Raw genomic sequence first — 26,414 nt, 5'->3', positions numbered from 1 at the left:
CCCGATCCTACTGACCGTCCCACCCTCCGATCCGCGCGTCTCGCACCGTGGTCGGCGCGCCGTGCCGCCGGGGGTGCCGGCGGGTCCCGGGCGGCGCGGGAGTCACCGGCCGCGACGGGCGCGGAAGAAGGCGCGCAGCAGGTCCCCGCACTCCGCGGCGCGGACGCCGTCGGTGAGCTCGACCCGATGGTTCAGCCGTGGCTCGCGCACCAGGTCGTAGAGCGATCCGGCGGCTCCGGCCTTGGGGTCCGGCGCCCCGACGACCACCCGCGCGATCCGGGCCAGCACGATCGCCCCCGCGCACATGGTGCACGGCTCGAGGGTGACCACCAGGGTGCAGCCCGTGAGGTTCCATCGGCCGCGGATGCGCGCGGCCTCGCGCAGGGCGAGGATCTCGGCGTGCGCGGTGGGGTCCTCGTCCGCCTCGCGGCGGTTGGCGGCCCGTGCGATGACGGCGCCGTGCTCGTCCACGACGAGGGCGCCGATGGGCACATCGGCCGGCTCCCGCCGCGCGGCCGCCGCCGCGTGCTCGAGGGCGAGCCCCATCAGCTCGTGGTCGCGGGCAGTGGCTGCGGTCATGCCCCCATTGTCGCCGACGCGGTCAGCTCCCCGAGGCGCCGGGTCGACCCGCGACGGCGTACCGCGCGCAGGCGAAGGCCTCGTTGCGGGCCAGCTCGACCAGCTCGAGGTCCAGGCGATCCGGGAACAGGGGGCGCCCGGCGCCGAGCATGACCGGCGCATAGGAGATGAGGACCTCGTCGAGCATGCCGGCGCGCGCGAACTGGGCGGCCAGGTCCCCGCCGCCGACGATCCACACGTCCTTCCCGGCGGCCGCCTCCTCGAGCCGGGGGCGCAGCGCCGCGACGTCGCCGGAGACCACGGCGACGTGGCCGGCCGGGGCCGCCAGGTCGCGGTGGGTGAGGACGAAGCTGGGCTGGGAGTAGGGCCAGGGCCGCGGGCCCGACTCCTCGTGCTCGAGGATCCAGGCGCAGGTGGTCGCGCCCATGACGATCGCGCCGATGCCTGCGATGAACTCCTCGTAGTTCATCGGCCCCGCCGCGTCGAGGGGCTGGGACAGGAGCCAGTCCAGGCTGTCGTCCGCGGTCGCGATGAAGCCGTCGAGGCTGCTGGCGGTGTAGTAGCGGTAGGCGGTCATGACGGGGCGTCTCCTCCGGTGAGGGTCCTGCGTCGCCACAGGATGGGGTCGGGGTCGGGCGGGGCGTGCTCGGGGCCGATGCCCGCATCGGCGAGCATCCAGCGGGCGAGCTGGCGGCGGTGGGCGGAGAAGGTGAGCTCGTGGGCGACGATCTCGGCGAGCAGGAACGACTCCGGCGGTTCGCACAGGGCGTCGACGATGCGGTCCTGCCAGGCGCCGCGGTGCTCGACGTCGCGGATCATCGCCAGCCACCGCGGGGCGACGTCCCGGTGCCGCTCCCGGAGCGCGGGGACGGCGTCGGGCACGTCCAGGTCGGGCGCCGCGGCGCCCTCGATGCTGGCCAGCCACGGCTCCTTGCTGACCACCAGGTGGCGCAGGACCTCGGCGATCGAGGTGTCGGGGCCGTCCCAGGCGCGCGGGGCGCTGCCCGGCAGGCGCACCCGGCGGCAGGCGTCCTCGTCCAGGGCGGCGGCGGAGTCCAGCAGGGCGTCGATGTCGTCGAGATCGTGGGAGACCAGCAGCGCGAGCACGTCCCCGGCAGGGTGCTCCCGTACCCCTCCGGCGTCGACGTACAGGACCGTCGGCGAATGGAAGTGGATCCCGTTGGGCGCCGGCAGCCAGTGGCCGCGCTCGCGCGGCGGCGGCATCGCGCTCGGCGGATGCCCGTAGGCGCGGCGGAACGCCCGGGAGAAGCCCTCGAGGGAGTCGTAGCCGGCGGCGAACGCGGCATCGGTCGCGCTGGTGCCGCGCTGGATGCTCCATGCCGCCTGCTCGAGGGCGACCCTCCGGCGCAGGGCGGTGGGCGTCTCCCCCGCACCGGCCCGCACGGAGCGGTGGAAGTGGAAGGGCGAGAGGTGCGCGCTGGCGGCCATCTCCTCGAGGGAGGAGCCGTCGGCGTCCAGCACCGCATCCAGCAGGCGCCGCAGGGGATCGTTCTCGCGCATGCCGCCAGTATCCGCACACCCCGCGCCGGGGCGCTTGACCGTGCTTGCTCACCTGCTGCGACGGGCGCCTGCGCCGCCACGGACCCGCGGCGCGTGAGAACCGCCTCCCGCGCGCCCGGCGGGACGGGGATCGGGGTGTGCGCGCCGGGGCGCTCCGGTAGATTCCCCCCATGCGCGTCCTCGAGATCGACCACCCCCTCGTCGCCCACAAGCTCACCGTGCTGCGCGATGCCACCACGCACTCCTCGGTGTTCCGCCAGCTCGCCGATGAGCTGGTCACCCTGCTGGCGTACGAGGCGACCCGCCAGGTGCGCGTGGGCGACGTGGAGATCAGCACGCCGGTGACGGAGATGACCGGCACCAAGCTCACCAACCCCAAGCCGATGGTCGTGCCGATCCTCCGCGCCGGCCTGGGCATGCTGGACGGCCTGACCCGCCTGCTGCCCACCGCCGAGGTGGGCTTCCTCGGCATGGTCCGCAACGAGGAGACCCTCGAGGTCACCACCTACGCCAACCGGCTCCCGGAGGACCTCACCGGCCGCCAGTGCTTCGTGCTGGATCCGATGCTCGCCACCGGTCACACCCTCATCGCCGCCGTCGAGTACCTCACCGAGCGCGGCGCGAGCGACGTCACCTGCGTGACGCTGCTGTGCGCCCCCGAGGGCCTGGCGGCCATGGAGGCCGCGGTGGATCCCGAGATCGACCTGACCATCGTCACCGCCTCCATCGACGAGAAGCTCAACGAGAAGGGCTACATCGTCCCCGGCCTCGGCGACGCGGGCGACCGCCTCTTCGGCGTCGTCGACTGATCGTCCCTCCCCTGCCCCTGGTCCCCTGCCCTCTCCCGGCGGCGCGGACCGGGCAGCCGCGTCATCCGCGGACACGCCGCGACATGGGGCGTCATCCCCGGACCGGCGGCGGCATCGGGCGAGAGCCACGCCACATGCGCGACATCGCCGCAGGCAGCGGGCTCGTCCGGGCGGCGGGCGCGCCCCGCGGGAGCACCGCGGCCCTCGCACCGGTCCCAGATCGTGGAACGTCGATTGCGCTCCGCCGCGCGCCGCAGGCATTGTTGCCGCTATGACCTCGCTCGCGCATCGCTCCGAGGCCGCCCGCCGGGCGGCCCGCTCGATGATGCGCTCGATGCGAATGATGATGTGCATGTGCATGATGCACCGTCAGCCGAGCCTCTGAGCGCTCGAGAATCCTCCGGGGTCGGCTGACAGGAGCCGGCCGAGAGGCGCGGGCTCCAGGTGCCACCGGGAGCACAGCCCGCAGATCCGCCCACCACAGGCGTCGATCACCACGGGATCCCGGGTCCGCCACCGCTCGCGCAGCAGCGCACCGCATCCCCGGAGCCACATCATGACCGTCACCCTGGACCGTCCCGCCGCCCGCACCGCCGCCCGCCCCTACGACCGCGGCGTCGCCTCCGCCTCGCCGGCCCCCGCCGGACAGGCCGTCACCATCACCCTGACCGTGACCCTCCCCTCCGGCACCGCCGATGTGGAGGCCGCGAACCTCGCCGACTCCCTGCGGGCCCACGCCCAGCGCCTGACCTCGGGCCGTCGCGCCCGCGCCAGCGTGCACGTCTCCTCCCCGCACCCCTTCACCGCCACCACGCAGGGCGCCGCCCGGACCCTGCCGCCGACGGGCCAGACCCCCGCCGCCTCGCCCCTGCGCCCCCGCCGGGCCGGGATCGTCTCCCCCACCTCCCCCGCCCGCCGCGACGCGGAGGCCGCCCGCCGCCGCGTGCTGCAGGCGACCGCCGTGAGCCCCTCCTCGGCCGCGGTCCCCACCGGCGCCGCGCTGGTCATCGACCTCTACGGTCGCCGCGTGCGGATCGACGGCCAGGACGTCGACTTCACGTACAAGGAGTTCGAGCTGCTCGCCCACCTGGCGCGCAACGCCCGCACCATCATCACGCGCGAGGACCTCATGAACTCCGTCTGGTCCGGCGCCGGCACGGAGACCGGCGAGCGCACCGTGGACGTGCACGTGCGCCGCGTGCGCAGCAAGCTCGGCGAGTACCGGAAGCTGATCAGCACGGTGCGCGGCGCCGGCTACCGCCTGGACCCCGGAAGCGACGTCGCGATCCTCGGCTGAGGCGAGCTCCACCACCGGGCCCCCACGGCGGGGCCGTGGTGCGGGGCGCCCGTCACGAGGGCGCCCCGCACCCTTGTGCCCGCACGACGGCGAGTCCTTTCCGCACGCCCGGGCGGCCCTGGCGCGGATTTCTTCGCGCGCCCGGCCCGCGGCCGCCGGACCGCCGCAGCCGCATCCTGCGGGGAACGGGATCGGCCCGCGGATCGGGGCTTGCGCCCTATGCCGCCGCCCCGTGCGGAATGCACCGCCGCGGCCCGCGCAGACGTCGACCGGGAACCGCAGACCGATTCCGAATTCCGCATTCTGCTCTGCACCCGGTCGCGCCGCGAACCGCATTCCTCCCCGAGGGAAAACCTCTCGGACATCGGCCCGGACCGCGACAATCACCCCGCAGACACGCGCCCAGAATATGCGCCAGACACCCGCCCATAACCTTCCAGCGGACGACCGACCACAATCTCGAGTAGCCAGATTCGCAGGTCACGGGATGATCACGGACCGCTCTCAGGAACTTCCAAGACGCCCTTGACCCGTGTGCCGCAGGTCACGTAGGTTCAGTGCCGTGCCAGGATCAGTCCAGGTCGCACCCAGTTCGGGCCGCATCGCGGCGGGCGCGCCTCGATGCCTCCCGGCGCGGCACGCATTCGATGGAAAGGTCAGTGGAATGTCAAACAAGACCGGTCGGCGTTGGTATGCGAAGGCGGCGGTCGCGGTGGCCGCATCGGCTCTCGCCCTGAGCAGCGCCCCTCTCGCATATGCCGAAGGTGAACACGACGGCGGACATGGCGGCGGGCATGGCGGCGGTGACGCCTGCACATTCTTCCTCGAGCACATGTGGGCGAATGAGGACGGAATTCCTCTGCTCGGAAGCCCCTCGCACCTGAACGAGTACCACACGGATCCCACGTACGACAATCTCGTCCTCTCCCTCGCGAGCGGCGCCATCGGCAACTCGCAGATGCCGGTCATCGACATCTACGGCGGCCCGCTGGGGTGGATCCCCGTGTTCAACCCCTCCCACGTCAAGGGCCACGGGACCGACTACGTCACCCTCCTGACCTCCTGCGGCGGCGTCGGCATCCCGCTGAACAGCAACGACCTCACCGCGCTGAACGTCGACTCGGTCGAGCAGCTGGCGGACATGTCCGACCTGATCATGCCGGGCCTGCCCTCCCCCGAGATGCTCACGGACCCGACCTACATCTGGAAGACGACGGACGCCTCCGACATCCTGGCGCGCGTCACCCCCGAGACCCTCCTGAACATGGAGGAGTACGCGGGCTTCGCCGGCGACCACTTCGACACCTGGCGCCTGCTGTGGGAGACCGCGCTGAGCGACGTCTCCAGCGGCAACCCGACCGGCGTCCTGGACGTCCTGAAGATCACCGACAACATCCATACCCTCGAGTCGCTCTCCGGCCCCCTCGGCGGCGTCACCGAATCGGATCTCCTCGGCGAGGGCGGCGTGACCGACCTCCTCGGCGAGCAGGGCACCACGGGGCTGCTGGGTCCGGACGGCGTCGGAGGCCTCCTCGGCGAGGACGCGACCTCCGGCTTCCTGGACGGCCTGCCCACGGACGACCTGCTCGGCGGGGACGCCGCCGGCGGCCTGCTCGGCGGGCTCCTCGGCGGGGACACCACCGGCGGCCTGCTCGGCGGCGCGGGCGGCCTCCTCGGCGGCGGTGGCAGCGACGGCGACGGCGACGGTGACGGTGACGGCGACACGATCCCGGGCACCACCAAGTTCTCCTCGATCGCGGACGGCAGCGCCGACGGCGCCGGGGTCGCCCAGTGCCAGGGCTCGCTCACCGGCGACGTCCTGTCGATCACCTGCGTGTACGCCCAGATGCCCTCCGAGGACACCACGGTGGCGCTGAACATCGGCGATGACACGCTCGAGCTGGAGTCCTCCGGCGGGACCAGCGGAGGCGCCGTCGGCTCCTTCGAGCTGACCGAGGACCAGAAGGCCTCGCTCGCCGCCGGCGATGCCACGCTCACGGTGACCTCCACCGGTTCGACCTCGAGCGAGCTCACCTCGTCCCTCGCGCCCTGCTGATCGGCGCACCCTCGAATCCCTGACGTCCCCGTGACGTGCAGCGCGGGACGGGGCGGAGCCGTGGAACCACGGCTCCGCCCCGTCTCCTCGTGGGCCCTCCCCGGGCCCGCTCCGCGCCCGTCGAGGCCCCGTCACCGGCGCCCCGACGGCCCTCCCCCACGGCACGAGCACGACGACAGGAACGACCCCGCATGACCCGCACCGCCGAGACCCGCCCCGCCCTGCGCCCGCGGCCCCGAGGATGGCTCGGCCCGCTCCTGCAGCGCCTGCACTTCTACGCCGGGATCCTCGTGGGCCCCTTCATCCTCGTCGCCGCCACCAGCGGCGCCCTGTACGTCATCTCCCCGCAGATCGAGGAGGTCGTCTACGCGGACACGCTGCACGTGGCTCCGTCCGCCACGACGCTCTCGCTCGGCGAGCAGGTCGAGATCGCCCAGGCGCACGTCGACGGGCAGGCGCCGCTGTCGGCGATCCGTCCTGCCCCGCGCCCCGGGGACACCACGCGCGTGATGTTCGCCCAGGAGGGCCTCGGCGAGAGCGAGTCCCGGGCGATCTTCATCGACCCCGGCACCGGCGAGATCCGCGGCGACCTCACCGTCTACGGCACGAGCGGCTCCCTGCCCCTGCGCTCCTGGATCGACCATCTGCACCGCGGCCTCCACCTCGGGGACGTGGGCCGGCTCTACAGCGAGCTCGCCGCGTCCTGGCTGTGGATCGTCGCCTCCGCGGGCCTCGCGCTCTGGATCGTCCGGGCGGGCCGGACCCGGATCGGCCGGCATCGGGAGCCGTCCCGCCCCCGGGCCGGCGGCCGCCGCCGGCTGCTGCGCTGGCACACCGTGATCGGGTCCGTGGTCCTGCTCGCGGCCCTGTTCCTCTCCGCCACCGGGATCACCTGGTCCCAGCACGCCGGGGCGAACGTCACCGGCCTGCGGGCGAGCCTGGGGTGGGCCACGCCCGCGATCAGCGCCTCGCTCGGCGGGACGGAGCCCGCCGCGGACGAGCACGCCGAGCACTCCGGGCATGCTGAGCACTCCGGGGGGTCCGAGCACGCCGGCCATCACGGCGGGACGACCGATCCATCCGGCGCGGCGGTGGATCCGATGGATCCGATGCACGTCGACCACGTCCTCGAGGTCGCGCGCGGCGTGAACATCGACTCGACCGCCGTGGAGATCCTCCCGCCCGCGCAGCCGGGCACCGCCTGGGTGGTGCAGGAGATCCACCGCAGCTACCCGACCGAGGTCGACGTCGTCGCCATCGACGGCACCACCCTCGAGGTCGTGGACCGCGTCGACTTCGGCGACTACCCCCTGATGGCGAAGCTCGCCCGATGGGGCGTGGACATCCACATGGGCACGATGTTCGGGCTCGTGAACCAGATCGTCCTGTTCCTGGTCGCGATGGGGATCGCGAGCATGGTCGTGCTCGGCTACGCGATGTGGTGGAGGCGGCGTCCCCACGGGGCGCCCCGGGTCCTCGGCGGCCGGGCCCCGCGCCGCGGCGCCCTGCGCGCGGCGCCCTGGTGGGGCCTCGCCGCCGTCGGCGCGGTCGCCGTGGCCATCGGCCTGGTCCTCCCGCTGGTCGGCTGGACGCTGCTGGGGTTCCTGGCCGTCGACCTGGCCCTGGCCCTGCGTCCGGCGCGGGCACCGGCCGCATCGCCGCGCTGAGCGGCGGGACGTCCCCCGGGCGGCGCGCGCCCGGCTCGCTATCCTGACCCTCGGTGCCGCTCGGCGCCATCGGCCCCGGACCGGAGGACTCATGGGCGGCACGCACGCGCACGGCGGATCCCACGACCGCCTCGACCTCCCGGCGTCCCAGGCGCGCCGCGCACGGATCGTGCTGGGCGCGATCACGGGGCTGCTGCTCGTGGCGACGCTGGTGGGGCTGGTGGCCCTGTGGCCCTCCTCGGCGGACCGCCCCGAACGGACCTCCCTGCTCGCCCCGGGCGTGGAGCTGATCAGCGCCACCGTCACGTCCGTCCCCTCCGGCGCGGCGCCGACGGAGGCGGTGGAGATCTCCGCGGAGGTGACCTCCGGGGACGACGCCGGGCTGACGATCCCGGTGGAGGTCCCGCCCGAGGTCGCCGGCAGCGGGCTCGAGCCGGGCGACCGCCTGCGGGTCATGTCCGTCGTCCCCGTCGACGAGGACGGCGAGGTCATCGAGGACGAGTCCCTCGGCGGCGGCGTGTCCTACTACTACTTCGACCACGACCGCTCGCTCCCGCTGCTGCTGCTGTTCCTGGTCTACCTCGTGGTCGTGGCGCTGGTCGCGCGGGGACGCGGACTGCGCGCGGTGGTGGGCCTGTCCGCCGGCGTGGCGGTGGTCGTGTGGTTCATGCTGCCGGCCCTGCTCACCGGGACGGAGCCGATGCTGGTGGCGATCGTGGGCTCGGCGGCGATGATGTTCCCGGCCGTCTACTTCGCCCACGGCGTGTCGATCCGCACCACCACGGCGCTGCTGGGGACCTTCGGCGGCCTGGCCCTGACGGTGCTGCTGGCGATGGCCGGCGCGGATCCGGCGGGGATGACGGGCGCCGAGGGCGACTCCGCCGCCATGCTCTACGGGGCGGATCCGGGGCTGTCGCTCTCGGGCGTGTTCATCGCCGGGGTCGTCGTCTCGGCCCTGGGCGCGCTGAACGACGTGACGATCACGCAGGCGTCCTCGGTGTGGGAGCTGCGGGCCGCGATGCCCGGCGCCTCGCGCCGCCGTCTGTTCACGGCGGCGATGCGGATCGGGCGCGATCACATCGCCTCGACCGTGTACACCCTGGCCTACGCCTACATCGGGGCGGCGCTGCCGCTGCTGCTGATCGCCTCGACCATCGACCGCTCGCTGCTGGCGACCCTCGTGTCCGGGGAGATCTCCGCCGAGGTGTTCCGCACCCTGGTCGCCTCCATCGGGCTCGTGCTCACCATCCCCCTGACCACCGGGATCGCTGCGATGCTGGCCGGCTCCGCGGACGGGGCCGATGCCGGTGCGGCGGGAACGCCGACGCCTGAGGGGGCGGCACGGATCACGGGGCGGCGGCACAGCTCGCGCACCCGGCCCGTCGCGGAGCGCCCGGCGGGCGATGACGGCGCGGAGCGGTCGCAGACCCCGGAGCGCTGATCCGGGACGAGGCCGAGACACAGGACGCGACGAGGGCCGTCCGAGGTCAGCGCGCCCGGATCGGACCGGGGCAGGATGCGGGACCGGAGGAGAATGCGACGAGCGGCCCGGAGCTCTCGCTCGGCTTGCGCCGGGGGCTCACGGACCGCTCGTCAGGCCTGTCGTCCGTCAGGGGTGGGTGCGGGCGACGAGGCTGGACGGGACCTAGCAGGGGGGACCATTCGGTCCCGTCCGGCCGCTTCCTTCGAGGGGGGATCGATGGAAGCGACACGTCTTCAGTTCTCAACTCCTGTGCTGCCGTCCCGGCTCCGTGCCCGGCCGACCGCACGTCCCGATTCTAAGCAGGTATCGCCGCGCATGTAAATCGGAACGCGGGATCCGATGACGCAGGTCGCCGGAGAGTTTCCCGCCGGCTCCCGCCTGGGGCGACGGAACGCCCCTGTTCGGCCATATTTGAGCAAAGAATCCGTCAAGCACGTCTGGAGTCTTCCGGGGAGATGCCCCTGAGCTGACCGAACGCCGCGGGCGAAGAAGCGTCCGACCTGCAGATCCCGCCGGCGGCCCGCTCCGATCCCCGTAGAGTGGGCGTGTGACCTCGCGCGCCTCACGCGCGCGTGAGGCATCCGCCACAGGAACGAAGGGGACAGGCATGATCGCGCAAGCGCGCATCGCATCGGAGACCCGCGCCGCCGTGCATCTCGCCAGCGAGACGATCGAGCTGCACGGCGCCAACCTCACCGAGGTGCGCGCCCGGGTCAAGCAGGTCTTCATCAACGCGTCCCGTCGCGCGGACGCCCCGCTGGACGTGGTGATCGTGGAGGGCGAGACCCGCCATCACCTGCGCGTCGAGCCCAGCGGCAGGATCGCGGCCCGCCCGGCGGACTCCCGCCCGGTCCACGGCCCCGCGCTCGAGCCCGAGCCGGCCTCCGCCCCGGGCGAGGACCTCGAGGCCACCGTGCTGCGGCCCCTGTCGCTGACCGCCCCCGCCGAGGACACGGCCAAGGACACCCGCTCCCCCTGGGCGCCGCTGGGCGCCGGGTCCTCCGCCGTCCCCGCGCCCGCCCCGGCGCAGGTCGGCGCGGGATCCGCCTCCACCGCACCGGAGCCCGCCCCGGGCGCCGTCGAGGGCGCCGCGGCAGCAGCGGCCGCGTCGACGCCCGCGGCCCCGGAGGCCCCGCCGGAGGAGGATTCCGAGAGCACGCGCGCGCTGCCGGTGATCCGCGACGACGCCGCGGCTCCCACCTCCCCCGCCTCCTCCCCTGCGCGCTCGGACACGGACGTCCCCACCGGCCGGCGGCGCGCCGCGCCGCACGAGGAGGACGACGCCCTCGCCCCGGAGGACACCGAGCCCTCGGCGCCGGCGAACTCCGCGCCCGCCGCGACCTCCACGCCGGCCGGGCCTCCGCGTCCCCCGGCCCCCTCGTTCGCATCGGGCGCCCCGGCATCGGCGCCCGCGCCGACGACCCCGGCGCCCTCGGCTCCCGTGCCCGGTGCGCCCGCCCCCGCCGGGGCCCCCTCCTCCTCGACCGCTGCCGGCGGTTCGACCCCCCGCCCCCTCCCCGCAGAGCAGGCCATGTCCCAGCATTCCTCCCCCACCGCCTCCACCCCGTCGCACCTGGCCGCCGCCCCCGAGGCCGCGCCCGCGGCGACCGCACCGGCCGCGGCACCCCACGGCTCCGCGCCCGCGGCCCCGCAGCACGCCTCCCAGCCCGCCCGTCCCACCTTGCAGGACCTGCAGTCCGCGACCACGCGCACCGCGAGCGACGCGGCGACCCGCGGCTGGCAGGGGTTCGTCCACCGGCTCACCGGCGGCGCCGTCTCCCCCGCCCCGGGCCGGGCCGAGGCGATCGAGCGGGAGAACCTCGCCCGCGTCCGCAAGGCGCTGGACGGCCCCAAGAACATCGCCGTCGTCAACCTCAAGGGCGGCGCGCACAAGACCACGGCCTCGCTGATGATCGCCGCGACGCTGGGCGTCGCCCGCGGCGGGAGCGTCCTGGCCTGGGACAACAACGAGACCCGCGGCACCCTCGGCTGGCGCGGCCGCCCGGCGGACCACCAGCACACCGCGCTGGATCTGCTCCACAACCGCGAGCGCCTGCAGGCGCCCACGGCCACCGTCGCGGACCTGGACCAGTACGTGCGGCCCCAGGGCGACACGCGCTTCGACATCCTCGCCTCCGACGAGGACCCGGGATCCGCGTCCTCGATCGACGGGCCCGCCTTCGAGGAGCTCAACAGCACGCTGTCGCGGTTCTACCGCCTCAAGGTGATCGACACGGGCAACAACGTGCGCGCCTCGAACTGGCTCGCCGCCGTGCACAGCGCCGACCAGCTCGTGATCATCTCCACCGTCCGCGAGGACACCTTCAACGCGGCCGCGTGGATGATCGACGAGCTGCGGGCCACGGGCCTGGCCGAGCAGGTCGACCACGCCGTGACGATCCTGTCGCACTCCTCGAAGAACAAGCTCGAGCCCGGGCTGCAGGAACGCCTGCACGGCCACTTCAGCGCCCACACCCGCGCGGTGACCGAGGTCCCCTACGAGCACCAGTTCGTGGACGGATCCCCGCTGGACTGGGGCCGGATCGCCCCGGCGACCAAGGATGCGTGGCTCGCGGCGACGGCCCTGATCGTCGACGGGCTCTGAGGGGCGCGACCGCGCCGGGGCCCGTGATCCCCGGATGCCGCGGAGGCCGCTGACGCCGCTCCTCCTCCCCCGGGAGGTGGTATCCCCCACCAGGCTCCGGGGCGCCTCCGGTCGGTGCCTCCGCCTACCCTGGTGACCATGCTGCACCGCCTGGACCTGCACCTCGACCCCGGTCACGGCCCCGTGCTGTGGGCGCGGCGGGAGGAGGCCGGGCGGGGCGCGCCGCTGTCGGACCTGACCGCGGTGATCCCCCAGCTGCCGACGCCGCTGGCCGACGCCCTGGACGGCGTCGGCCGGCTGCGGCACCGCATCGACGTGCCGCGGCCCCGGGGCCGGACCCTCGAGGTCCGGGGCCACCTGCTGGACGGCCCGCGCCTGATCGACCTGCTGGACGCGACGGAGGAGGTCCTGCGCCGCGGCGACCGCTCCCGGGACCTGGCCGCGGCGCTCCTGCCCGCCGTCGAGGGCTGGACGTCCGTCCTGGCCACCCCCGAGCTGGCGATCTCGCCCGCCCTGGTCGCGGCCGTGCTGCGGGACCTGCAGGCGCAGCGCCTCGTGCGCACGCGGAGCATCGGCATCCGGATCCATGAGGTCTTCGGGGAGGCCTGGGCGCGCTGGAGCCCGCTCGAGGACGACCCGCCGCCGCTGCTGGACCTGCTGGTCGACGCCCGCGCACGGCGCGCCTTCGGCCACCACCTCGCCCAGTCCGGCTTCCCCGCCGAGGGCGACCCGCACGACGTGCTGCCGGCCCTCGGCGGCGAGTGCGCGCTGAAGGTCGACGTCCCCGCCCTGCGCGGCGTGCAGCGTGCGGTGGACGCCTATCTGGACTCCGGCCGCGCCCGGGTGGCCCTCCGCTCCGAGGACAGCGAGCTGGTGGTGAGGCTGTTCGAACCGCCGGACGGCTCCCGGTGGCCGCTGCAGACGTGCCTGCGCGAGCCCGACGGGACCGTGCACCCGGTGGCGGATCTGCGCGCCGTAGGCGACATCGGCACGGCCGGAGCCATGGAGGCATCGGCCGAGGTCATGCGCCTGGCACCGACGGTCCGCGACGCGCAGGTGGACGAGACCGGGGTGGACTGGCTGCTCACGACGGCGCAGGCCTCGGACTTCCTCGCCCATGACACCCCGGCGCTCGAGGCCGCGGGCGTGACCGTCCTGCTGCCCCGGGACTGGACGAAGACCCGCACCACGCTGAAGGCCGAGGCCACCGAGGAGCCCCAGCCCGAGGGCGGCGGCTCCGGGGTGGGCGTGCGCGCCATGGCCGGGTTCCGCTGGAGCGTCTCCGTCGGGGAGACGGAGCTGACCGACGAGGAGCTCGCGGAGATCCGCGAGGCGCAGTCCGAGCTGGTGCGGCTGCGCGGCCGGTGGGTGCGCCTGGACGCCGCGACCCTGCGGGCCGCAGAACGCTTCCTGGACGCCTTCACCGCCCGCGCCCGTCGGCGCGGCGACGTCGACGGGCTGCCCGCCCGCGACCCCGAGGCCCGGGCCGCACGGCTGCCCGCCCCCCGGCCCCTGGGGCCGGACCTGTCCCGCGGCTCCGCCGCCGCGCCGGGCGGCCGGGCGCCGGAGGAGCTGGTCACCGACTGGGCCAGCGTGTTCTCCCTGCTGCTGTCCAGCACCGCGCAGGAGCTGGACGTCGACCTCACCTCCCTGGTGCGCGGCGACGAGAGCGGCTGGTCCAACACCCTGGCGCGCCTGCTGCCCGGCGGCCCCGGCGCGCTGCCCCATCCCTCCCCGGCCACCCTGCGGGCGCAGCTGCGCGGGTACCAGGTCGAGGGCCTGAACTGGATGTGGGCGCTGCACGAGCTGGGCCTGGGCGGGATCCTCGCCGACGACATGGGGCTGGGCAAGACGATGCAGGTCCTCGCGCTGCTGTGCCGCGAACGGGAGGACATCGCCCTGCTCGCCGGTCCCGGCGCGGCGGAGCCGGCCGAGCCCGCCGCGCTGCCGGACCCCGGGGACGACGCCCGGCATCGGCGCCTGCTCGCGGCCCACGGCATCGACGAGGAGCTGCGCCCCGGCCCGACGCTGCTGGTGTGCCCGATGTCCGTGGTCGGGTCCTGGCAGCGGGAGGCCCGCACCTTCGCCCCGCACCTGGCCGTGCACGTCCACCACGGCGGGGACCGGATCCGCGACGAGTCCTTCGGCGAGGGCGCGGCGGACATGGACCTCGTGATCACCACCTACTCCCTGCTGGCCCGCGACCTCGCCGTGCTGCAGCAGGTGCCCTGGCAGCGGATCGTCTTCGACGAGGCCCAGCACCTCAAGAACCGCGCCACCGGCGTCTCCCGCGCCGCCCGCAGCCTGAGCGCCCGCCACCGCCTGGCGCTGACCGGCACGCCGGTGGAGAACCGCCTCGCGGACCTGCACTCCCTCATGGACGTCGTCAACCCCGGGGTGCTGGGGCCCGCCGCCGCCTTCCACGAGCAGATCGCCGCGCCGATCGAGAACGACGGCGACCCCTCCGCGGTGAGCCGCCTGCGCTGGGTGACCGCGCCGTTCGTGCTGCGGCGCGTGAAGACGGACCGGGCGATCATCTCCGACCTGCCCGAGAAGATCGAGATGACCTCGACGGTGCGCCTCACCCCCGAGCAGGCCGGCCTGTACGAGGCCCTCGTCGCCGAGCTCATGACCGAGATCGACGGGGCCGAGCAGAACCAGCGGCGCAGCCTCGTGACCTCCACGCTCACCCGGCTGAAGCAGGTCTGCAACCATCCCGCGCACTATCTGGGCGACGGCTCCGGGATCCTCCGGGAGGGCCAGCACCGCTCCGGCAAGCTGGAGCACGTCGACGACCTGCTGGAGAAGGCCTTCGACAAGGGCGAGAAGGTCCTGCTGTTCACCCAGTTCACGACGTTCGGGCACATGCTGGTGCCCTATTGGCGCGAGCGCTTCGGCCGGGACGTCCCGTTCCTGCACGGCGGGGTCTCCAAGCAGGACCGCGACCACATGGTGGCCGAGTTCCAGGGCCGCCCCGACGAGCCCGGGGCGATGCTGCTGAGCCTGCGCGCGGGCGGCACCGGCATCACCCTGACCGCCGCGAACCACGTCGTCCACCTGGACCGATGGTGGAACCCGGCGGTCGAGAACCAGGCCACCGACCGGGCCTTCCGGATCGGCCAGCGCAAGGACGTGCAGGTGCGCAAGCTGGTCTCCCTCGGCACGGTCGAGGAGCGCATCGACCAGGTGCTCTCCGAGAAGCAGGGCCTGGCGGACCTCACCATCGCCCCCGGCGAGTCCTGGCTCGCGGACCTCGACGACCAGAGCCTGCTGCGCCTGCTGTCCTACGACGTCCCCGAGGAGGAGGGCCGATGAGCATCACCCTGCGCTCGCGGCGCGGCGCGATCGGCGAGGGCTGGCACGCCGTCGCCCTGCGCCGGGCCCTGGAGGCGCTGCTGGGCTCGCGCACCCTCGCGGCCGGGCGCCGCCTCGCCCGGTCTCAGGCGGTGCAGTGGATCGACGTCGGCCCCGGGACGGTGCGGGCCGAGGCGCTCGACCCCGACGGGGAGCTGCGCCGCCCCCAGCTGGGCATCTCCGCGTTCTCCGCCGACGAGCGGTCGGCGGTGCTCCGGGTCGCCGCGCGACGCCACGACCTGGCCCTGCGCATGTCCGCCGGCGAGTACCCCGAGGAGTTCGAGGCCGACCTCGCCCGCGAGGAGATGTCCCTGCTGCCGCACACCACCTCCGACGGCACCTTCCACTGCACCTGCATGGACTGGCCCGGCCCCTGCCAGCACGTCTCCGCGCTGCTGTACCTGCTGGTCGAGGCGGTGGACGAGGATCCGCTGCTGCTGCTGACCCTGCGCGGGCTCGACCTCTCCGACCTCGCCGGCGCCCGGGCCGATGCCGATCCCGGGACGGGCCGCGGGAGCGAGCCCCCGGCGCCCTCCGAGGACGATCCGGCGCCGGAGGACGACTCCGCGCAGGAGCCGGACGGGGAGGGGACGGACCCGCACTCCGCCTCCTTCGACCCGCTCATCGCCGACCCGTCGCTGCTGGTCGAGGGCCTCGGCCCGGAGGCCGCCCGGATCATCGGCGAGTTCTACCGCACGGCGCCGGAGCGGGACGGCGAGACCTGAGCGGCGTCCGGTCCCGCGGTGCGAGCATCCCGCCGCGCCGTCCTACAGTGGGATCCATGTCCCGCTCCCCTCTCGCTCCGTCCCCTGCCGCCTCCCCTGCTCCCTCCGCCGCCGCGGCCGTGCCGGCCGATGTCCCCGCGGATGTTCCCGAGGAGGTCCGCGCCGAGATCGCCGCGCTGTTCGAGCAGGCCGTCGCCGAGCACCGGACCTCCGGCGTGACCTGGGCGGTCATCGGCGGGCACGCCCACGACCGGCCGATCCTGGCCCACGGCGCCGCCGGCGGCGAGCACCTGGTCGACGGCGCCCCGGCACCGGGCAGCGGGCCGATGCGGCGCGAGAGCATCTCGCGCATCGCCTCGATGACGAAGTCCTTCACCGCCGCGGCGATCCTCGCCCTGCGCGACGAGGGCCGCCTGCGGCTGGACGACGAGGTCGCCGAGCACGTCCCCGAGGCGGCCGGCCTGCTGCGCGGGACCCAGCACCCGCTGCTGGCGGACTCCCCCGCCCTCACCCTGCGCCACCTGCTGACGATGAGCGCGGGCCTGGTCACCGACACCCCCTGGGGCGACCGGCAGGAGGCGATGACCCGCGAGGAGTTCGCCGGGCTGCTCGCCGAGGGGCTGGGCTTCGTGCATCGGCCCGGGACCGGGTTCGAGTACTCGAACACGGGATACGCCCTGCTGGGACGGGTGATCGACGAGGTCGCCGGCGCCCCGTACCCGCAGGTCATCCACGACCGCTTCCTGCGGCCCCTCGGCATGGGGGACACGGCGTTCTCCCGGGAGGGCCTGCCCGAGGACCGGGTGGCCACCGGGCACCGCCTGGCCGACCGGCAGGACGCCACCCGTTTCGAGGCGGTCCCCTTCGACGCCCCCGGCGTGTACGGGGCGATGGCCGGGCTGTACTCGAGCGTGGACGACGTGGCCCGCTGGGTGCGCTTCCTCGCCGCCGCCGAGCTCCCGCCGGAGCGCGCCGCGGAGGCCGGCGCCGCGTCGGCGGGCGGGGACGCCCTGCTCTCCGCCGCCTCCCGCCGGGAGATGCAGCAGGCGCATCGCCTGCAGGTCACGCCGCCGCTGCCGGCGGGACCGGACGGCGTCTCCCCCGGCTTCGACCGGGTGCGCGGCTACGGCATGGGCCTGGTCGTGGAGCGCTTCGTCGACCTCGGCGAGATCATCTCCCACTCGGGCGGCTACCCGGGGTACGGATCCTTCATGGCCTGGCATCGCGGGAGCGGGGTGGGCATCGTCGCGCTCGCGAACTCGAAGTACGCCCCCGCGGTCCCGCTGGGGATGCAGGCCCTGCGCCTGCTCGCCCGCCGGGTCCCCGCCCTGCTGACCGCCCCCGCCCCCGAGGCCGATCCGCGCGCCCTGGAGGCCGCCGCGGCGATCCTGGACTGGCTGCGCACCGGGGACGACGCGCCGGCCGATGCCTGGTTCGCGGACTCGATGGACCTCGATCAGCCGCGCGAGGAGCGTCTGCGACGCCGAGACGCCGCGCTCGAGGCCGCCGGCCTGCGCCGGGAGGACCTCGACCGGCTCTCCGCCGGATCGGCCGAGGTGATCGGCCGTGCCCATCTGCGCTGGACCCTGCCGGCGGCCGATGCCGGCCCGACGCCCCAGCAGCTGCGGATCGACCTGGAGATGGACCCGCGCCGGCTCGCGCTCGTGCAGGCGGTGACGGTGCGCACGGCCCCGGTGACCTGAGCGGGCACCGCTCCCCGGCGCGCCGGCCCCCGGACCTCAGACGAGGGCCGCTGCCTGCGGGGGTGCTCCGTCCGCCTGCTGCCCGGTGGTGTGCGGGGCGCTGACGACCTCGGCGGCGCCCCCGTGCTCGGCCGGCAGGGCGCCGACCGAGAAGCTGCGCAGCAGGATGACGACCGCGACCGCGCCGAGGACGACGGCGGCGATCGCCCCCAGCACCACGGCGACCATGAGGGTCTGGCGGTCGCTGATGCCCCCGCCGGCCCTCCCCCCGGTGCCCTGGCCGCCGGTGCCGGTGACCGGGCTCGTCGGCGCCTGCCCGGGGCCCGGGCCGGTCATGAAGCCCTGCGGGGTCGTGCCCTGGGCCCACTGCGGGCCCGTGCGCGGCGAGCCCGCGGAGGCCTGCGCGGCAGGGCTGGGGCTGGGCATCGGGCCCCGTGCCTCGCCGGGGGCGGGGCGCACGGAGCCCTGCGCCGCCTGCCCGCCGACGCCGGCCTGCGTCGCGTGCTGCGGGACCGGTGTCCCGGGGTGCGGCGTCTGCTGCGGGGGCGTCTGCGACGGGGCGGGCGACGAGCCCGGCATGCCGTGGTCCTGGCTCGGGCGCGTGGTCATGCCGTACGCCTGGTCCATCTCCCCCTGGCGGATCGCCTCCATCGCCCCCGGGGCGGCGTTGCTGCGGGGCTTCTCGCGGTCGCGACCCGGAGCATCGGGCGGCAGCGGGGGCAGGGTGTCCTCGAAGGTGAGGGGCGCCCCGTCGGCGAAAGTGAGCGGGTAGCGGGTGGGCACGCGCGGCAGGTCCCGGCGCACGGTCTCCGCGTCCTGGTAGCGCTGGTCCGGCTGCGGCGCCACCAGGCGGCGGATCACCGCCGCGAACTTGGGGCTGACCCCGCGCAGCAGGCCGTCGAGCTCGTCGCGGCGGAAGGCGCCGTCGCGCAGCTTGATCGGCCCGTTCAGGGCCACCAGCGCCACCACGCCGGCCGCGTAGAGGTCGTGGGAGGGGGCGGGCTCGGCCATGGAGAACAGCTCCGGGGCCATGTATCCGGGCGTGCCGTTGACCATCCCGACGTGGGTGAAGCGCACGTCGGACTCGTGCACGGCGATGCCGAAGTCGGCCAGCCGCGAATGGGGCCGCGCGGCGCCGCGCGGCTCGAACATGATGTTGGCGGGCTTGACGTCCCGGTGGATCCAGCCCTGGGAGTGCACGTGCGCGAGCCCGTCCAGCAGCTGGTCGAGGATCACGACGACGGCGGGCTCGGACAGCTTGCCGCGCTGCTTCACCGCGGACTCGAGGGTCCCGCCGGAGACCAGCGGCATGGCGATGACGACGTGCTCGTCCTCCGCGCCCCAGCCGTAGGGGGTCAGCAGGTGCGGATGGTCGAAGCTGACGCCCTTCTCGCGCACGAACCGCATGAGGTCCGCGGAGTCGCGCTGGCGCAGGACCTTGGCGGCGCAGTCCTTGCGCGTCTTCATGTCGTAGGCGCGCCAGACGGACCCCGATCCCCCCTTGGCGATGAGGTCGATCAGGGCGAATCGCCCGACGATCACGTCTGCCATAGCCGCCTTCTGTTGTCCGAGAACCGCCTGCGCACCACCGCGCAGGGGCAGGCCGACCGCCCCACAGTACGATGGATGGAGGCCTCCCGCATCCGCGCGCCCGCGGATGAGCACCTGCGGGCCGGGCCGTCAGGCCCCCGGATCGGCGAGGAGGACACCCATGGTGGACATATGGGCTCCCCTGTCCGGCACCGACTGGATGACCTTCCTGATCCTCGCCGCCGGCATCGCGCTGCTCACGATCATCGGCGTGATCCTCCTGGTCCTCACCCCGGAGGAGCCGCCGGACACCACCGCCGAGGCCCGGGAGCGGCTGATCGCGAAGGACCGTCATACGGCCGATCTCCACCGTCGCCGGCTGGACGCCGATGCCGGTCGCGCCGACCGCATCACCCGCGACCTCACCTGACCCCGGTCCCGCCCGGCCCGGCCTCCCCGGCCCGGTCCCCGGGAGCCGCCCGTGGGCACCGCGGCCGGTACGTCCACCGGCTGTTCATGTCCTGGTGACCGGACGCTCACCAGGCCCTTCCGCGCCGTCAACACCCCCGCCCTAGCGTGGCCGACCAGGCCCGCGGCGCTGCTGCGTGCAGTACCCGTGGACCACGAGAAGGGGGACCCTATGACCGGCGGCCGGACGCTGCTGATCGCGATCGACGGCATCGACGGGACGGATCTGGAGCGTCTGCGCCGCGTCGCGCTCCCCGAGGGGGCCGCGACGCCCCGGCGGCTGCGCGTCCTGCCGGGAGGCCCCAGCGAGGCCTACCCCTCCCTGGTCAGCGTGTGCACGGGGACCTCGGCGGGGCGCAGCGGCGTCCCGACCGATGCGGCCTTCGATCCCGGGAGCCCCTCGGCGGGCCTGCACTGGTACGCGGACTCGCTGCGGGTCCCCACCGTCTTCGACGCCGCCGCGGACGCCGGGATGACCACGGCGGCGCTGCAGTGGCCGGCGACGGCCGGCTCCGGGATCGACCTGTGCCTGCCGCTGGTCGAGGACCTGCGCCGGTACCGGGAGCGCTGGACGATGGCGCGCGAGACGAGCTCCGCCGCCATGTGGGAGCGCCACCTGCGGCCCCGCCAGGAGGCCGGGGTGCATCTGTCGAGCGCCCCGCCCGATGCGCTGGTCGCCGAGATCGCGGCCGAGGCCCTCGCGGGCGGCCGCATCGACCTGATGGCCGTGCGCCTGGCCGCCTACGCCGATGCGCAGCGCCGCAGCGGCCCCGATTCCTCCGCCGCCCGCCGCGCCCTCGGGGACCTCGCCGACCGCCAGCAGCAGATCCTCGAGGCCTTCTCCCCCGGGGCCGAGGACCGGGTGATCCTCCTGCCCGGCCGGCCGTGCGTCGCGGTGCGGGCGCTGGTCCACCCCAACACGGCCCTGGTCGCCGCGGGGCTGGTCCGCACCGACGGACCGCACGTCAGCGACTGGGACGCCTTCGTCATGCCCGATGGCCCCTACGCGGCGCTGCACGTGGACCGCTCCGCCCCCGAGGGCACCGCCGCCCGGGCGCTGCAGGCGCTCTCCGCTCTCGCCGCGGAGCACGGCCTGTGCCTGAGGGAGGTCGACGACGGCATCGGCGGCACCCCGCAGACGGATGTGGTGGCGGTCCTCGAGGGGCACCGCGGCACCGTGTTCGGGCAGGCCGCGACCCAGCGCGCCCGCATCGCGGGCGAGGACCCGTACTACTCGGGCCCCCTGGCCGTGACGGATCCGGACGCCGAGGTCACCGCCGTCGCGACCGGGCCGGGGCTGCCGGCGGACGGCAGCGCCGGCTCCTGGGCCGATCTCGGGGTGAGCATCGCCCGGTCGATGGGGCTCGCGCTGCCCGGCGCGACGGCGCAGGGGCTCCGGGACCGGGCCGCCGCCCCGGACGGCCCCTGACCTCGTCGGCCCGACCGGGTTCCGTTCGACTGTGACGCCGGTTACCGTGGAGGGGACGCACCGACTCCCGTCGCACATCGCACGATCGAGGAGGAATGTCCGATGACCGACCACGTCGAGAACATGCTGCGCACCACCCCCGCCGATCTGGGCGGCATCGACCGCCGGCTCCTGGCGGACTGCATCGCCGCCTGCGCGGACTGCGCCCAGACCTGCACCGCCTGCGCCGACGCCTGCCTGTCCGAGGGGATGGTCGCCGAGCTCACGAAGTGCATCCGCCGCAACCAGGACTGCGCGGACCTCTGCGCGGCCACGTCCCGGGTGCTCTCGCGCCGCACCGCGAAGGATCCGGCGGAGGACCGCGCCCTGCTCACCGCGTGCCGTGACGCCTGCCGCGCCTGCGCGGAGGAGTGCGAGAAGCACGTGGACATGCACGAGCACTGCGCGGTGTGCGCCGCCGCCTGCCGCCGGTGCGAGAAGGCCTGCGAGGACCTGCTGGCCGCCCTGGGGTGAGCCGAGCGACCGCGCACGACCCGCCGCGGCCCCGCCCGGTTCCTGGTTCCCGGCGCCCGGGCGTCCCGGTGCCCGGGCGTCTGCCACGATGGCGGCATGACCCGCGCCGATCGCGCCCTCGTGCCCGAGCTCCTCGTCGAGGACGTCGCGCGGAGCCTCGCGTTCTGGCGCGGCCTGTGCGGCTTCGCGATCGACTACGAGCGCCCCGACGAGGGGTTCGCCTAAATCGTCCGCGACGGCGCGCACCTGATGCTGGAGCAGCAGGGCATCGGCCGGACCTGGATCACCGGGCCGCTGGAGCGGCCGCTGGGCCGGGGGATCAATCTCCAGATCGCCGTCCGGGACCTCGCGCCGATCCTCGCGGCGCTGCGCGGAGCGGGGCACCGGCTGTTCCTCGAGCCCGAGACCCGCTGGTACCGCGTCGGCGACGAGGAGGAGGTCGGCGTCGAGCAGTTCCTGGTCACCGACCCCGACGGCTACCTGATCCGCTTCCAGGCCTCGCAGGGACGGCGGACGATCGGCGGGGCCTGACCGGAACCCGGGCATCTCCGGACCCCGCCCCTGCGCTCGACGCCGGATGCGCTCAGCGCCGGATGCGTTCGAGGCGCGAGGTCATGGTCCCCAGCAGCCGCCGCAGGCGCCCGCCCTGCGGGGCGCTGCGGCGCTCGCGGAGCTCCTCGAGCTCGTCGGCATGGTGCTGGATCTGGTGACGGCCGTCGTGGATCTCGCCGCCGGCGCAGCCCGGTGCGAGCAGCGCCGCGGGCAGCGCCTCTCCCGTGCGCAGGTGCAGGTCGGATCCGCCGTCGGCGTCGATCCGCAGCGTGTACCCCGACAAGCCCTCGCGCGCGAAGATCATGGCGTCCAGGGCGGCGACGGCCTCCTCGAGGGCCGAGCCCTCCACGGTGCGGGGGCCGCGCTCGGGCCACAGGCGCAGGGGGACGAGGTTGCCGGAGACGTCCATCACGGCGTCCAGCAGCCGCAGGCGGCCGGGCCTCTCCCCCTCGCCGCGCAGCGCGACGTGCTGGAGCACCAGGCGCAGCGTTCCCGCCGGCGCGAGGGCCCGCGCGGCCCGCACCACCGCCTCGCAGATCTCGCTCGCGGCGGCTTCCCGATCCTCGCCCGTCGCCTCCGACGGGCGATGCATGCCGATAGTCACCCTCGGATGTTACAACGATAGAACGGCGGGGGGAATGCTCTGCGAGACACCTGCTCAGAACTCCCCGAGCCCTCGCGTACCCTGCAGGCATGCACAGCTCCACACCCGACCAGGTCACGATACGCCCCGCCGCGGAGGCCGATGCCGACGCCGTCGGCGCGATCCGGGCGGACGCGATCGCGACCTCCACCGGGCTGTGGATCGACGAGCCGCCGACGGCGGAGTCCTCCGCGGCCTGGGCGCGCGGGCACCGCGAGCGCGGCTCCATGCTCGTCGCCTGCGATGACGCGAGCGGCGCGGTGCTGGGGTATGCGACCTTCGGCCCGCTGCGGGACTACTCCGGGTACCGCCGCACCGCCGAGGTCTCGATCTACCTGCACGCCGACGCGCAGGGCCGCGGCATCGGCCGGGCGCTGCTGGAGCGGCTCGTCGAGCTCGCCCGCGAGGCGGGCATGCACTCCCTGCAGGGCTGGATCGAGGCGGGCAACGCCGCCTCGATCGCCCTGCACGCCCGCTGCGGCTTCACCGAGGTGGCCCGGATCCCCGAGTCGGGCTACAAGTTCGGCCGCTGGTGGGACCTGGTGATCATGCAGCGCCTGCTGTGACGGGCGCGGGCGCCTCGGCCTCGGCGGGGCGCGGCCGCGCCGTGCCGCGCCGCCGGACGGCCTCGGCGACCAGCAGCGTGACCAGCGCCCCGGCGGTGAGGACCGCGCCCACCTGCAGCGGGGACGTGTAGCCGCCGCCCGCGCTGATCGCGAGCCCGCCCAGCCAGGCGCCGAGGGCGTTGCCGATGTTGAACGCGGCGATGTTGGCGCCGGAGGCGAGCGTGGGGGCATCGCCCGCATCGCCCATGATCCGCAGCTGCAGGGCGGGGACGGTCGCGAAGCCGAGCACGCCCATCGCGATCAGCAGGACCACCGCGGCGACGGGCTGCGCCGCGAGCGCGGCGAACGCCGCGAGCACGAGGACCAGCGCGCCGAGGACGACGACGAGGGTGCGCGGGACGCTGCGATCGGCCGCCCGTCCGCCCGCCCAGTTGCCCGCGAACATGCCCAGGCCGAACAGCACCAGCAGCCACGGCACCCACGAGGAGGCGAAGCCGGAGACCCCGGTGAGGGTGAAGGCGATGTAGGTGAAGGCGCCGAACATGCCGCCGAAGCCGAGCACGGTCACGGCCAGGGAGAACCAGACCTGCGGGCGGGCGAAGGCGCGCAGCTCTCCGCGGAGGCCGCCGCCGGCATCGGCCGCATCGGCCGGATCAGCCGCACCCGCGCGGGCGGGCAGCAGCAGGGCGATGCCGATCAGGGCGAGGACGCCGATCACGGTGATCGCCCAGAAGGTGGCGCGCCATCCCAGCTGCTGCCCCAGCAGGGTCCCGAAGGGGACGCCGAGGACGTTGGCGATGGTCAGCCCGCCGAACATGAGCGCGATCGCGCCGGCGCGCTTCTCCGCCGCGACGAGGGAGGCCGCGACGACCGCGCCGATGCCGAAGAAGGCGCCGTGGGTCAGGGCCGAGAGGACGCGGCCGATCATGAGCGCCTCGTACCCCGGGGCGAGGGCCGAGACGAGGTTCCCGGCGATGAACAGCACCATGAGCCCCACCAGCACGCGCTTGCGGTCGAAGCGGTGCACGGCGGCGGTCAGGCCGATGGCGCCGACCGCGACGGACAGGGCGTAGCCGGAGATGAGCATCCCCGCGGCGGCCTCGGTGACGCCGAGGTCGCGGGAGACCTCGGGCAGGAGTCCGGCGATCACGAACTCCGTGAGGCCGATGCCGAAGCCGCCGAGGGCCAGGGCGAGCAGAGCGATGGGCATCGCAGTCCTTTCGAGGGAGGGATGGGCCCGAAGGGGCCGCGCGGGCAGCCGGATGGCCCCGCGTGGGTCGATAGTCCGCGCATGCAACTACCGGCGTCGGACGCGACGTTAGTTGCATACGCGCGATATTGCAAGGGCGCGTATCATCGGGAGGCGACACAGGCCGCGCACCGGAGAGGAGGCCCGCATGTCCATCGCGGACGATGCCGAGGAGATCCGCGCCCGCGGGTGGCGCACCCTCGCCTCCCTGCACGCCCTCATCGAGACCCGCCTGGAGAAGGCGCTCAGCAGCGAGCACCGCCTCTCGGTCGTGGAGTTCACGGTGCTGGACGCCCTGAGCCGCCAGCACGGCTGGCACATGCGCATGAGCCAGCTGGCCCGCGCCGCGGCGCTCTCGGCGAGCGCGGCCACCCGGCTGGTCAACCGCCTCGAGGATCGCGGGCTGCTCACCCGCGTGCTGTGCGCGGACGACCGCCGCGGCATCTACACCGAGCTGACCCCGGCGGCGGTCACCCTGCTCGAGCAGGCCCGCCCCACCCATGACCGCGTCCTCACGGAGGTGCTGGACGAGGCCCGCGACCGCGAGGAGCTCGCGCCGCTGGTCGACGCCCTCGAGCGCCTGCCCTCCCCCGCCGGGGCCTGAGCCCGGAGGGTCCGCGCGGGCCCGGCCCGCTCACTCCCGGGCGCGGAGGAGGTGGCGCTTGCTGGCGTGGAAGAGCGCGGGGTCCTCGTCGAGCTCGGTGCGGACACGGCGGGGCCGCCAGGTGGACCGCGCGGCGTCGAGGTCGGCGGTCGCCGCGGCCAGGAAGTCCGCGGCCTCCTCCAGCACCGGCGGCTCGCAGGTGGGGCACGAGTTGACCTCGTAGACGACGTGCCCGCCGGTCTCGAGATCCTCGCCGATGTCGACCCCGCCGATGACCGTGCCCGCGGCCCGGGAGGCGCGGGCGGCGAGGTCGATGAGCTCCGGGGTGAGGGGGCACATCGCGATGCTGCCGCCGGCGGTGACGTTGGTGACCCAGTCATCGCCCGGGGCGTACCGGTACATCGCGAAGACGGGGTGGTGGTCGATCGTGTACACGCGGATGTCCCGGCCCGGGTTCTCCACCCACGGCATCGCGCAGAACCCGGAGTCGGGCGAGGCCTCCTCCCGGCGGAAGGCGTCGTAGTCGGCCGCGGTCTCGAGCCGTGCGATCCCCTGGCCGCCGTAGCCGTTCAGAGGCTTGACGACCGTCACGCCGTCCTCGGTGAACCCGGGCGTGAGCGCCGTGCGGTCGTATCCGGCCAGCACGGGATGCCGCAGGAGCCCGTGGGCGGCCAGCCGCGAGCTGTCCAGGAGCTTGTTCTCGGCGCGGAACAGGGTCATCGCGTCGTTGAGGACGGGGATGCCCGCGCGGGCGAGGACGTCCAGCTGCACCATCCCGGGGGTCAGCAGCTCGCCGAGCACCCAGCCGAGGACCAGGTCCGGCCGGATCGGCCGTCCGTCCACCGTGAACGCGGCGCCGGTCGGCGCCAGATGGACGACGAGGTCGTAGGGGTGGATCCGCACCACGGACACGCCCCGCGCCCGGATCGCCGGGAACAGGACGTCGTGGTCCTCCTCGTCGCGATCATCGGCCAGGACCACGAGGAGGGGCCGGTCCCCGTCGAGGCCGTCGTCGAGACGGCTGCGCATGGTGATCCCTCCGGTCGGGTGCTGCTGCCGCG

Annotated in this window: 23 protein-coding genes; 16 read left to right on the top strand and 7 right to left on the bottom strand. The window is 74.7% G+C overall.

Annotation, left to right across the window (positions count from 1 at the left end):
• Positions 1–102: 102 nt before the first annotated feature.
• Genes tadA through BF93_RS07595 form a run of 3 tightly spaced genes read right to left on the bottom strand, consistent with a single transcriptional unit; the run spans position 103 to position 2,100 of the window.
• Positions 103–579 carry a tRNA adenosine(34) deaminase TadA gene (gene tadA, locus BF93_RS07605; RefSeq protein WP_038371707.1) on the bottom strand — a complete coding sequence of 159 codons (477 nt, stop codon included), beginning with the start codon at positions 577–579 and terminating at the stop codon, positions 103–105.
• Positions 580–601: 22 nt separating this feature from the next.
• Entirely contained in the window at positions 602–1,156 is a 555-nt protein-coding gene (locus BF93_RS07600) for a dihydrofolate reductase family protein (RefSeq protein WP_038371706.1), read from the bottom strand.
• Positions 1,153–2,100, bottom strand: coding sequence for a helix-turn-helix domain-containing protein (locus BF93_RS07595; protein WP_038371705.1), 948 nt, complete (start codon positions 2,098–2,100; stop codon positions 1,153–1,155). Before BF93_RS07595 ends, BF93_RS07600 begins: the two co-directional genes overlap by 4 nt.
• A 170-nt stretch (positions 2,101–2,270) precedes the next feature.
• Between BF93_RS07595 and upp the strand changes: the two genes are divergently transcribed.
• The 9 genes from upp to BF93_RS07550 all read left to right on the top strand — a co-directional run bounded on the left by upp (position 2,271) and on the right by BF93_RS07550 (position 17,799).
• Positions 2,271–2,909, top strand: coding sequence for a uracil phosphoribosyltransferase (gene upp, locus BF93_RS07590; protein WP_038371703.1), 639 nt, complete (start codon positions 2,271–2,273; stop codon positions 2,907–2,909).
• Between the two features lie 556 nt (positions 2,910–3,465).
• The gene (locus BF93_RS07585) at positions 3,466–4,206 is read left to right on the top strand and encodes a winged helix-turn-helix domain-containing protein (protein ID WP_038371702.1); all 741 of its coding nucleotides are present in this window, start codon (positions 3,466–3,468) and stop codon (positions 4,204–4,206) included.
• A gap of 832 nt (positions 4,207–5,038) precedes the next feature.
• Positions 5,039–6,262, top strand: coding sequence for a hypothetical protein (locus tag BF93_RS07580; protein WP_038371701.1), 1,224 nt, complete (start codon positions 5,039–5,041; stop codon positions 6,260–6,262).
• A 191-nt stretch (positions 6,263–6,453) separates the two neighbouring features.
• Complete coding sequence (locus BF93_RS07575) at positions 6,454–7,929, top strand: PepSY-associated TM helix domain-containing protein (protein ID WP_038371700.1); 1,476 nt, start codon at positions 6,454–6,456, stop codon at positions 7,927–7,929.
• 91 nt (positions 7,930–8,020) lie between these two features.
• Complete coding sequence (locus tag BF93_RS07570) at positions 8,021–9,370, top strand: YibE/F family protein (RefSeq protein ID WP_084148358.1); 1,350 nt, start codon at positions 8,021–8,023, stop codon at positions 9,368–9,370.
• A gap of 649 nt (positions 9,371–10,019) precedes the next feature.
• Positions 10,020–12,017 carry a MinD/ParA family ATP-binding protein gene (locus BF93_RS07565; protein ID WP_038371698.1) on the top strand — a complete coding sequence of 666 codons (1,998 nt, stop codon included), beginning with the start codon at positions 10,020–10,022 and terminating at the stop codon, positions 12,015–12,017.
• A gap of 138 nt (positions 12,018–12,155) precedes the next feature.
• Positions 12,156–15,332 carry a DEAD/DEAH box helicase gene (locus BF93_RS07560; RefSeq protein WP_038371697.1) on the top strand — a complete coding sequence of 1,059 codons (3,177 nt, stop codon included), beginning with the start codon at positions 12,156–12,158 and terminating at the stop codon, positions 15,330–15,332.
• Positions 15,329–16,096: an SWIM zinc finger family protein gene (locus BF93_RS07555; RefSeq protein WP_038371696.1), complete on the top strand. Its 768-nt coding sequence runs from the start codon at positions 15,329–15,331 to the stop codon at positions 16,094–16,096. The genes BF93_RS07560 and BF93_RS07555 overlap by 4 nt, the downstream gene beginning before the upstream one ends.
• Before the next feature lie 56 nt (positions 16,097–16,152).
• A complete protein-coding gene (locus tag BF93_RS07550) occupies positions 16,153–17,799 on the top strand; it encodes a serine hydrolase domain-containing protein (protein ID WP_084148357.1) in 1,647 nt (548 codons plus the stop codon).
• Between the two features lie 36 nt (positions 17,800–17,835).
• Here BF93_RS07550 and BF93_RS19285 read toward each other — a convergent pair whose 3' ends face one another.
• Positions 17,836–19,350 carry a serine/threonine-protein kinase gene (locus tag BF93_RS19285; protein WP_084148356.1) on the bottom strand — a complete coding sequence of 505 codons (1,515 nt, stop codon included), beginning with the start codon at positions 19,348–19,350 and terminating at the stop codon, positions 17,836–17,838.
• Positions 19,351–19,510: 160 nt separating this feature from the next.
• Between BF93_RS19285 and BF93_RS07535 the strand changes: the two genes are divergently transcribed.
• The 5 genes from BF93_RS07535 to BF93_RS19755 all read left to right on the top strand — a co-directional run bounded on the left by BF93_RS07535 (position 19,511) and on the right by BF93_RS19755 (position 22,270).
• Positions 19,511–19,759: a hypothetical protein gene (locus BF93_RS07535; RefSeq protein ID WP_051486668.1), complete on the top strand. Its 249-nt coding sequence runs from the start codon at positions 19,511–19,513 to the stop codon at positions 19,757–19,759.
• Positions 19,760–19,969: 210 nt separating this feature from the next.
• On the top strand, positions 19,970–21,226 hold the full coding sequence (locus tag BF93_RS07530; protein ID WP_038371694.1) for an alkaline phosphatase family protein: 1,257 nt from the start codon (positions 19,970–19,972) through the stop codon (positions 21,224–21,226).
• A 102-nt stretch (positions 21,227–21,328) separates the two neighbouring features.
• The gene (locus tag BF93_RS07525) at positions 21,329–21,739 is read left to right on the top strand and encodes a four-helix bundle copper-binding protein (protein WP_038371693.1); all 411 of its coding nucleotides are present in this window, start codon (positions 21,329–21,331) and stop codon (positions 21,737–21,739) included.
• A 96-nt stretch (positions 21,740–21,835) separates the two neighbouring features.
• Positions 21,836–21,964 (top strand): VOC family protein, encoded by a 129-nt coding sequence (locus BF93_RS20210; protein WP_269519524.1) that lies wholly within the window; start codon positions 21,836–21,838, stop codon positions 21,962–21,964.
• Positions 21,965–21,988: 24 nt separating this feature from the next.
• The gene (locus BF93_RS19755; RefSeq protein ID WP_198025379.1) at positions 21,989–22,270 is read left to right on the top strand and encodes a VOC family protein; all 282 of its coding nucleotides are present in this window, start codon (positions 21,989–21,991) and stop codon (positions 22,268–22,270) included.
• Between the two features lie 52 nt (positions 22,271–22,322).
• Here BF93_RS19755 and BF93_RS07515 read toward each other — a convergent pair whose 3' ends face one another.
• Positions 22,323–22,883, bottom strand: a complete 561-nt coding sequence (locus BF93_RS07515) for a hypothetical protein (RefSeq protein ID WP_038371692.1) — start codon at positions 22,881–22,883, stop codon at positions 22,323–22,325.
• A 101-nt stretch (positions 22,884–22,984) separates the two neighbouring features.
• Between BF93_RS07515 and BF93_RS07510 the strand changes: the two genes are divergently transcribed.
• Positions 22,985–23,500 carry a GNAT family N-acetyltransferase gene (locus tag BF93_RS07510; RefSeq protein WP_038371691.1) on the top strand — a complete coding sequence of 172 codons (516 nt, stop codon included), beginning with the start codon at positions 22,985–22,987 and terminating at the stop codon, positions 23,498–23,500.
• Here BF93_RS07510 and BF93_RS07505 read toward each other — a convergent pair.
• The gene (locus BF93_RS07505) at positions 23,481–24,710 is read right to left on the bottom strand and encodes an MFS transporter (RefSeq protein ID WP_038371689.1); all 1,230 of its coding nucleotides are present in this window, start codon (positions 24,708–24,710) and stop codon (positions 23,481–23,483) included. The genes BF93_RS07510 and BF93_RS07505 overlap by 20 nt on opposite strands.
• A 187-nt stretch (positions 24,711–24,897) precedes the next feature.
• On the opposite strand from BF93_RS07505, the gene BF93_RS07500 reads away from it, so the two are divergent.
• Positions 24,898–25,353: a MarR family winged helix-turn-helix transcriptional regulator gene (locus BF93_RS07500; protein ID WP_038371688.1), complete on the top strand. Its 456-nt coding sequence runs from the start codon at positions 24,898–24,900 to the stop codon at positions 25,351–25,353.
• A gap of 30 nt (positions 25,354–25,383) precedes the next feature.
• On the opposite strand, the gene BF93_RS07495 is transcribed toward BF93_RS07500, so the two are convergent.
• Complete coding sequence (locus BF93_RS07495) at positions 25,384–26,382, bottom strand: ATP-grasp domain-containing protein (RefSeq protein WP_038371687.1); 999 nt, start codon at positions 26,380–26,382, stop codon at positions 25,384–25,386.
• Positions 26,383–26,414: the final 32 nt, after the last annotated feature.

The organism is Brachybacterium phenoliresistens (assembly GCF_000576425.1).
Lineage (GTDB): Bacteria > Actinomycetota > Actinomycetes > Actinomycetales > Dermabacteraceae > Brachybacterium > Brachybacterium phenoliresistens.
Note: the sequence above shows the minus strand (reverse complement) of the source record. Positions and strands in the feature narration are given on the sequence as shown.

Bases quoted from the DNA above. Each gene is read 5' to 3' on its own strand.
- tadA (WP_038371707.1), bottom strand. From the start codon at position 579: ATGACCGCAGCCACTGCCCGCGACCACGAGCTGATGGGGCTCGCCCTC.
- BF93_RS07600 (WP_038371706.1), bottom strand. From the start codon at position 1,156: ATGACCGCCTACCGCTACTACACCGCCAGCAGCCTCGACGGCTTCATC.
- BF93_RS07595 (WP_038371705.1), bottom strand. From the start codon at position 2,100: ATGCGCGAGAACGATCCCCTGCGGCGCCTGCTGGATGCGGTGCTGGAC.
- upp (WP_038371703.1), top strand. From the start codon at position 2,271: ATGCGCGTCCTCGAGATCGACCACCCCCTCGTCGCCCACAAGCTCACC.
- BF93_RS07585 (WP_038371702.1), top strand. From the start codon at position 3,466: ATGACCGTCACCCTGGACCGTCCCGCCGCCCGCACCGCCGCCCGCCCC.
- BF93_RS07580 (WP_038371701.1), top strand. From the start codon at position 5,039: ATGTGGGCGAATGAGGACGGAATTCCTCTGCTCGGAAGCCCCTCGCAC.
- BF93_RS07575 (WP_038371700.1), top strand. From the start codon at position 6,454: ATGACCCGCACCGCCGAGACCCGCCCCGCCCTGCGCCCGCGGCCCCGA.
- BF93_RS07570 (WP_084148358.1), top strand. From the start codon at position 8,021: ATGGGCGGCACGCACGCGCACGGCGGATCCCACGACCGCCTCGACCTC.
- BF93_RS07565 (WP_038371698.1), top strand. From the start codon at position 10,020: ATGATCGCGCAAGCGCGCATCGCATCGGAGACCCGCGCCGCCGTGCAT.
- BF93_RS07560 (WP_038371697.1), top strand. From the start codon at position 12,156: ATGCTGCACCGCCTGGACCTGCACCTCGACCCCGGTCACGGCCCCGTG.
- BF93_RS07555 (WP_038371696.1), top strand. From the start codon at position 15,329: ATGAGCATCACCCTGCGCTCGCGGCGCGGCGCGATCGGCGAGGGCTGG.
- BF93_RS07550 (WP_084148357.1), top strand. From the start codon at position 16,153: ATGTCCCGCTCCCCTCTCGCTCCGTCCCCTGCCGCCTCCCCTGCTCCC.
- BF93_RS19285 (WP_084148356.1), bottom strand. From the start codon at position 19,350: ATGGCAGACGTGATCGTCGGGCGATTCGCCCTGATCGACCTCATCGCC.
- BF93_RS07535 (WP_051486668.1), top strand. From the start codon at position 19,511: ATGGTGGACATATGGGCTCCCCTGTCCGGCACCGACTGGATGACCTTC.
- BF93_RS07530 (WP_038371694.1), top strand. From the start codon at position 19,970: ATGACCGGCGGCCGGACGCTGCTGATCGCGATCGACGGCATCGACGGG.
- BF93_RS07525 (WP_038371693.1), top strand. From the start codon at position 21,329: ATGACCGACCACGTCGAGAACATGCTGCGCACCACCCCCGCCGATCTG.
- BF93_RS20210 (WP_269519524.1), top strand. From the start codon at position 21,836: ATGACCCGCGCCGATCGCGCCCTCGTGCCCGAGCTCCTCGTCGAGGAC.
- BF93_RS19755 (WP_198025379.1), top strand. From the start codon at position 21,989: ATGCTGGAGCAGCAGGGCATCGGCCGGACCTGGATCACCGGGCCGCTG.
- BF93_RS07515 (WP_038371692.1), bottom strand. From the start codon at position 22,883: ATGCATCGCCCGTCGGAGGCGACGGGCGAGGATCGGGAAGCCGCCGCG.
- BF93_RS07510 (WP_038371691.1), top strand. From the start codon at position 22,985: ATGCACAGCTCCACACCCGACCAGGTCACGATACGCCCCGCCGCGGAG.
- BF93_RS07505 (WP_038371689.1), bottom strand. From the start codon at position 24,710: ATGCCCATCGCTCTGCTCGCCCTGGCCCTCGGCGGCTTCGGCATCGGC.
- BF93_RS07500 (WP_038371688.1), top strand. From the start codon at position 24,898: ATGTCCATCGCGGACGATGCCGAGGAGATCCGCGCCCGCGGGTGGCGC.
- BF93_RS07495 (WP_038371687.1), bottom strand. From the start codon at position 26,382: ATGCGCAGCCGTCTCGACGACGGCCTCGACGGGGACCGGCCCCTCCTC.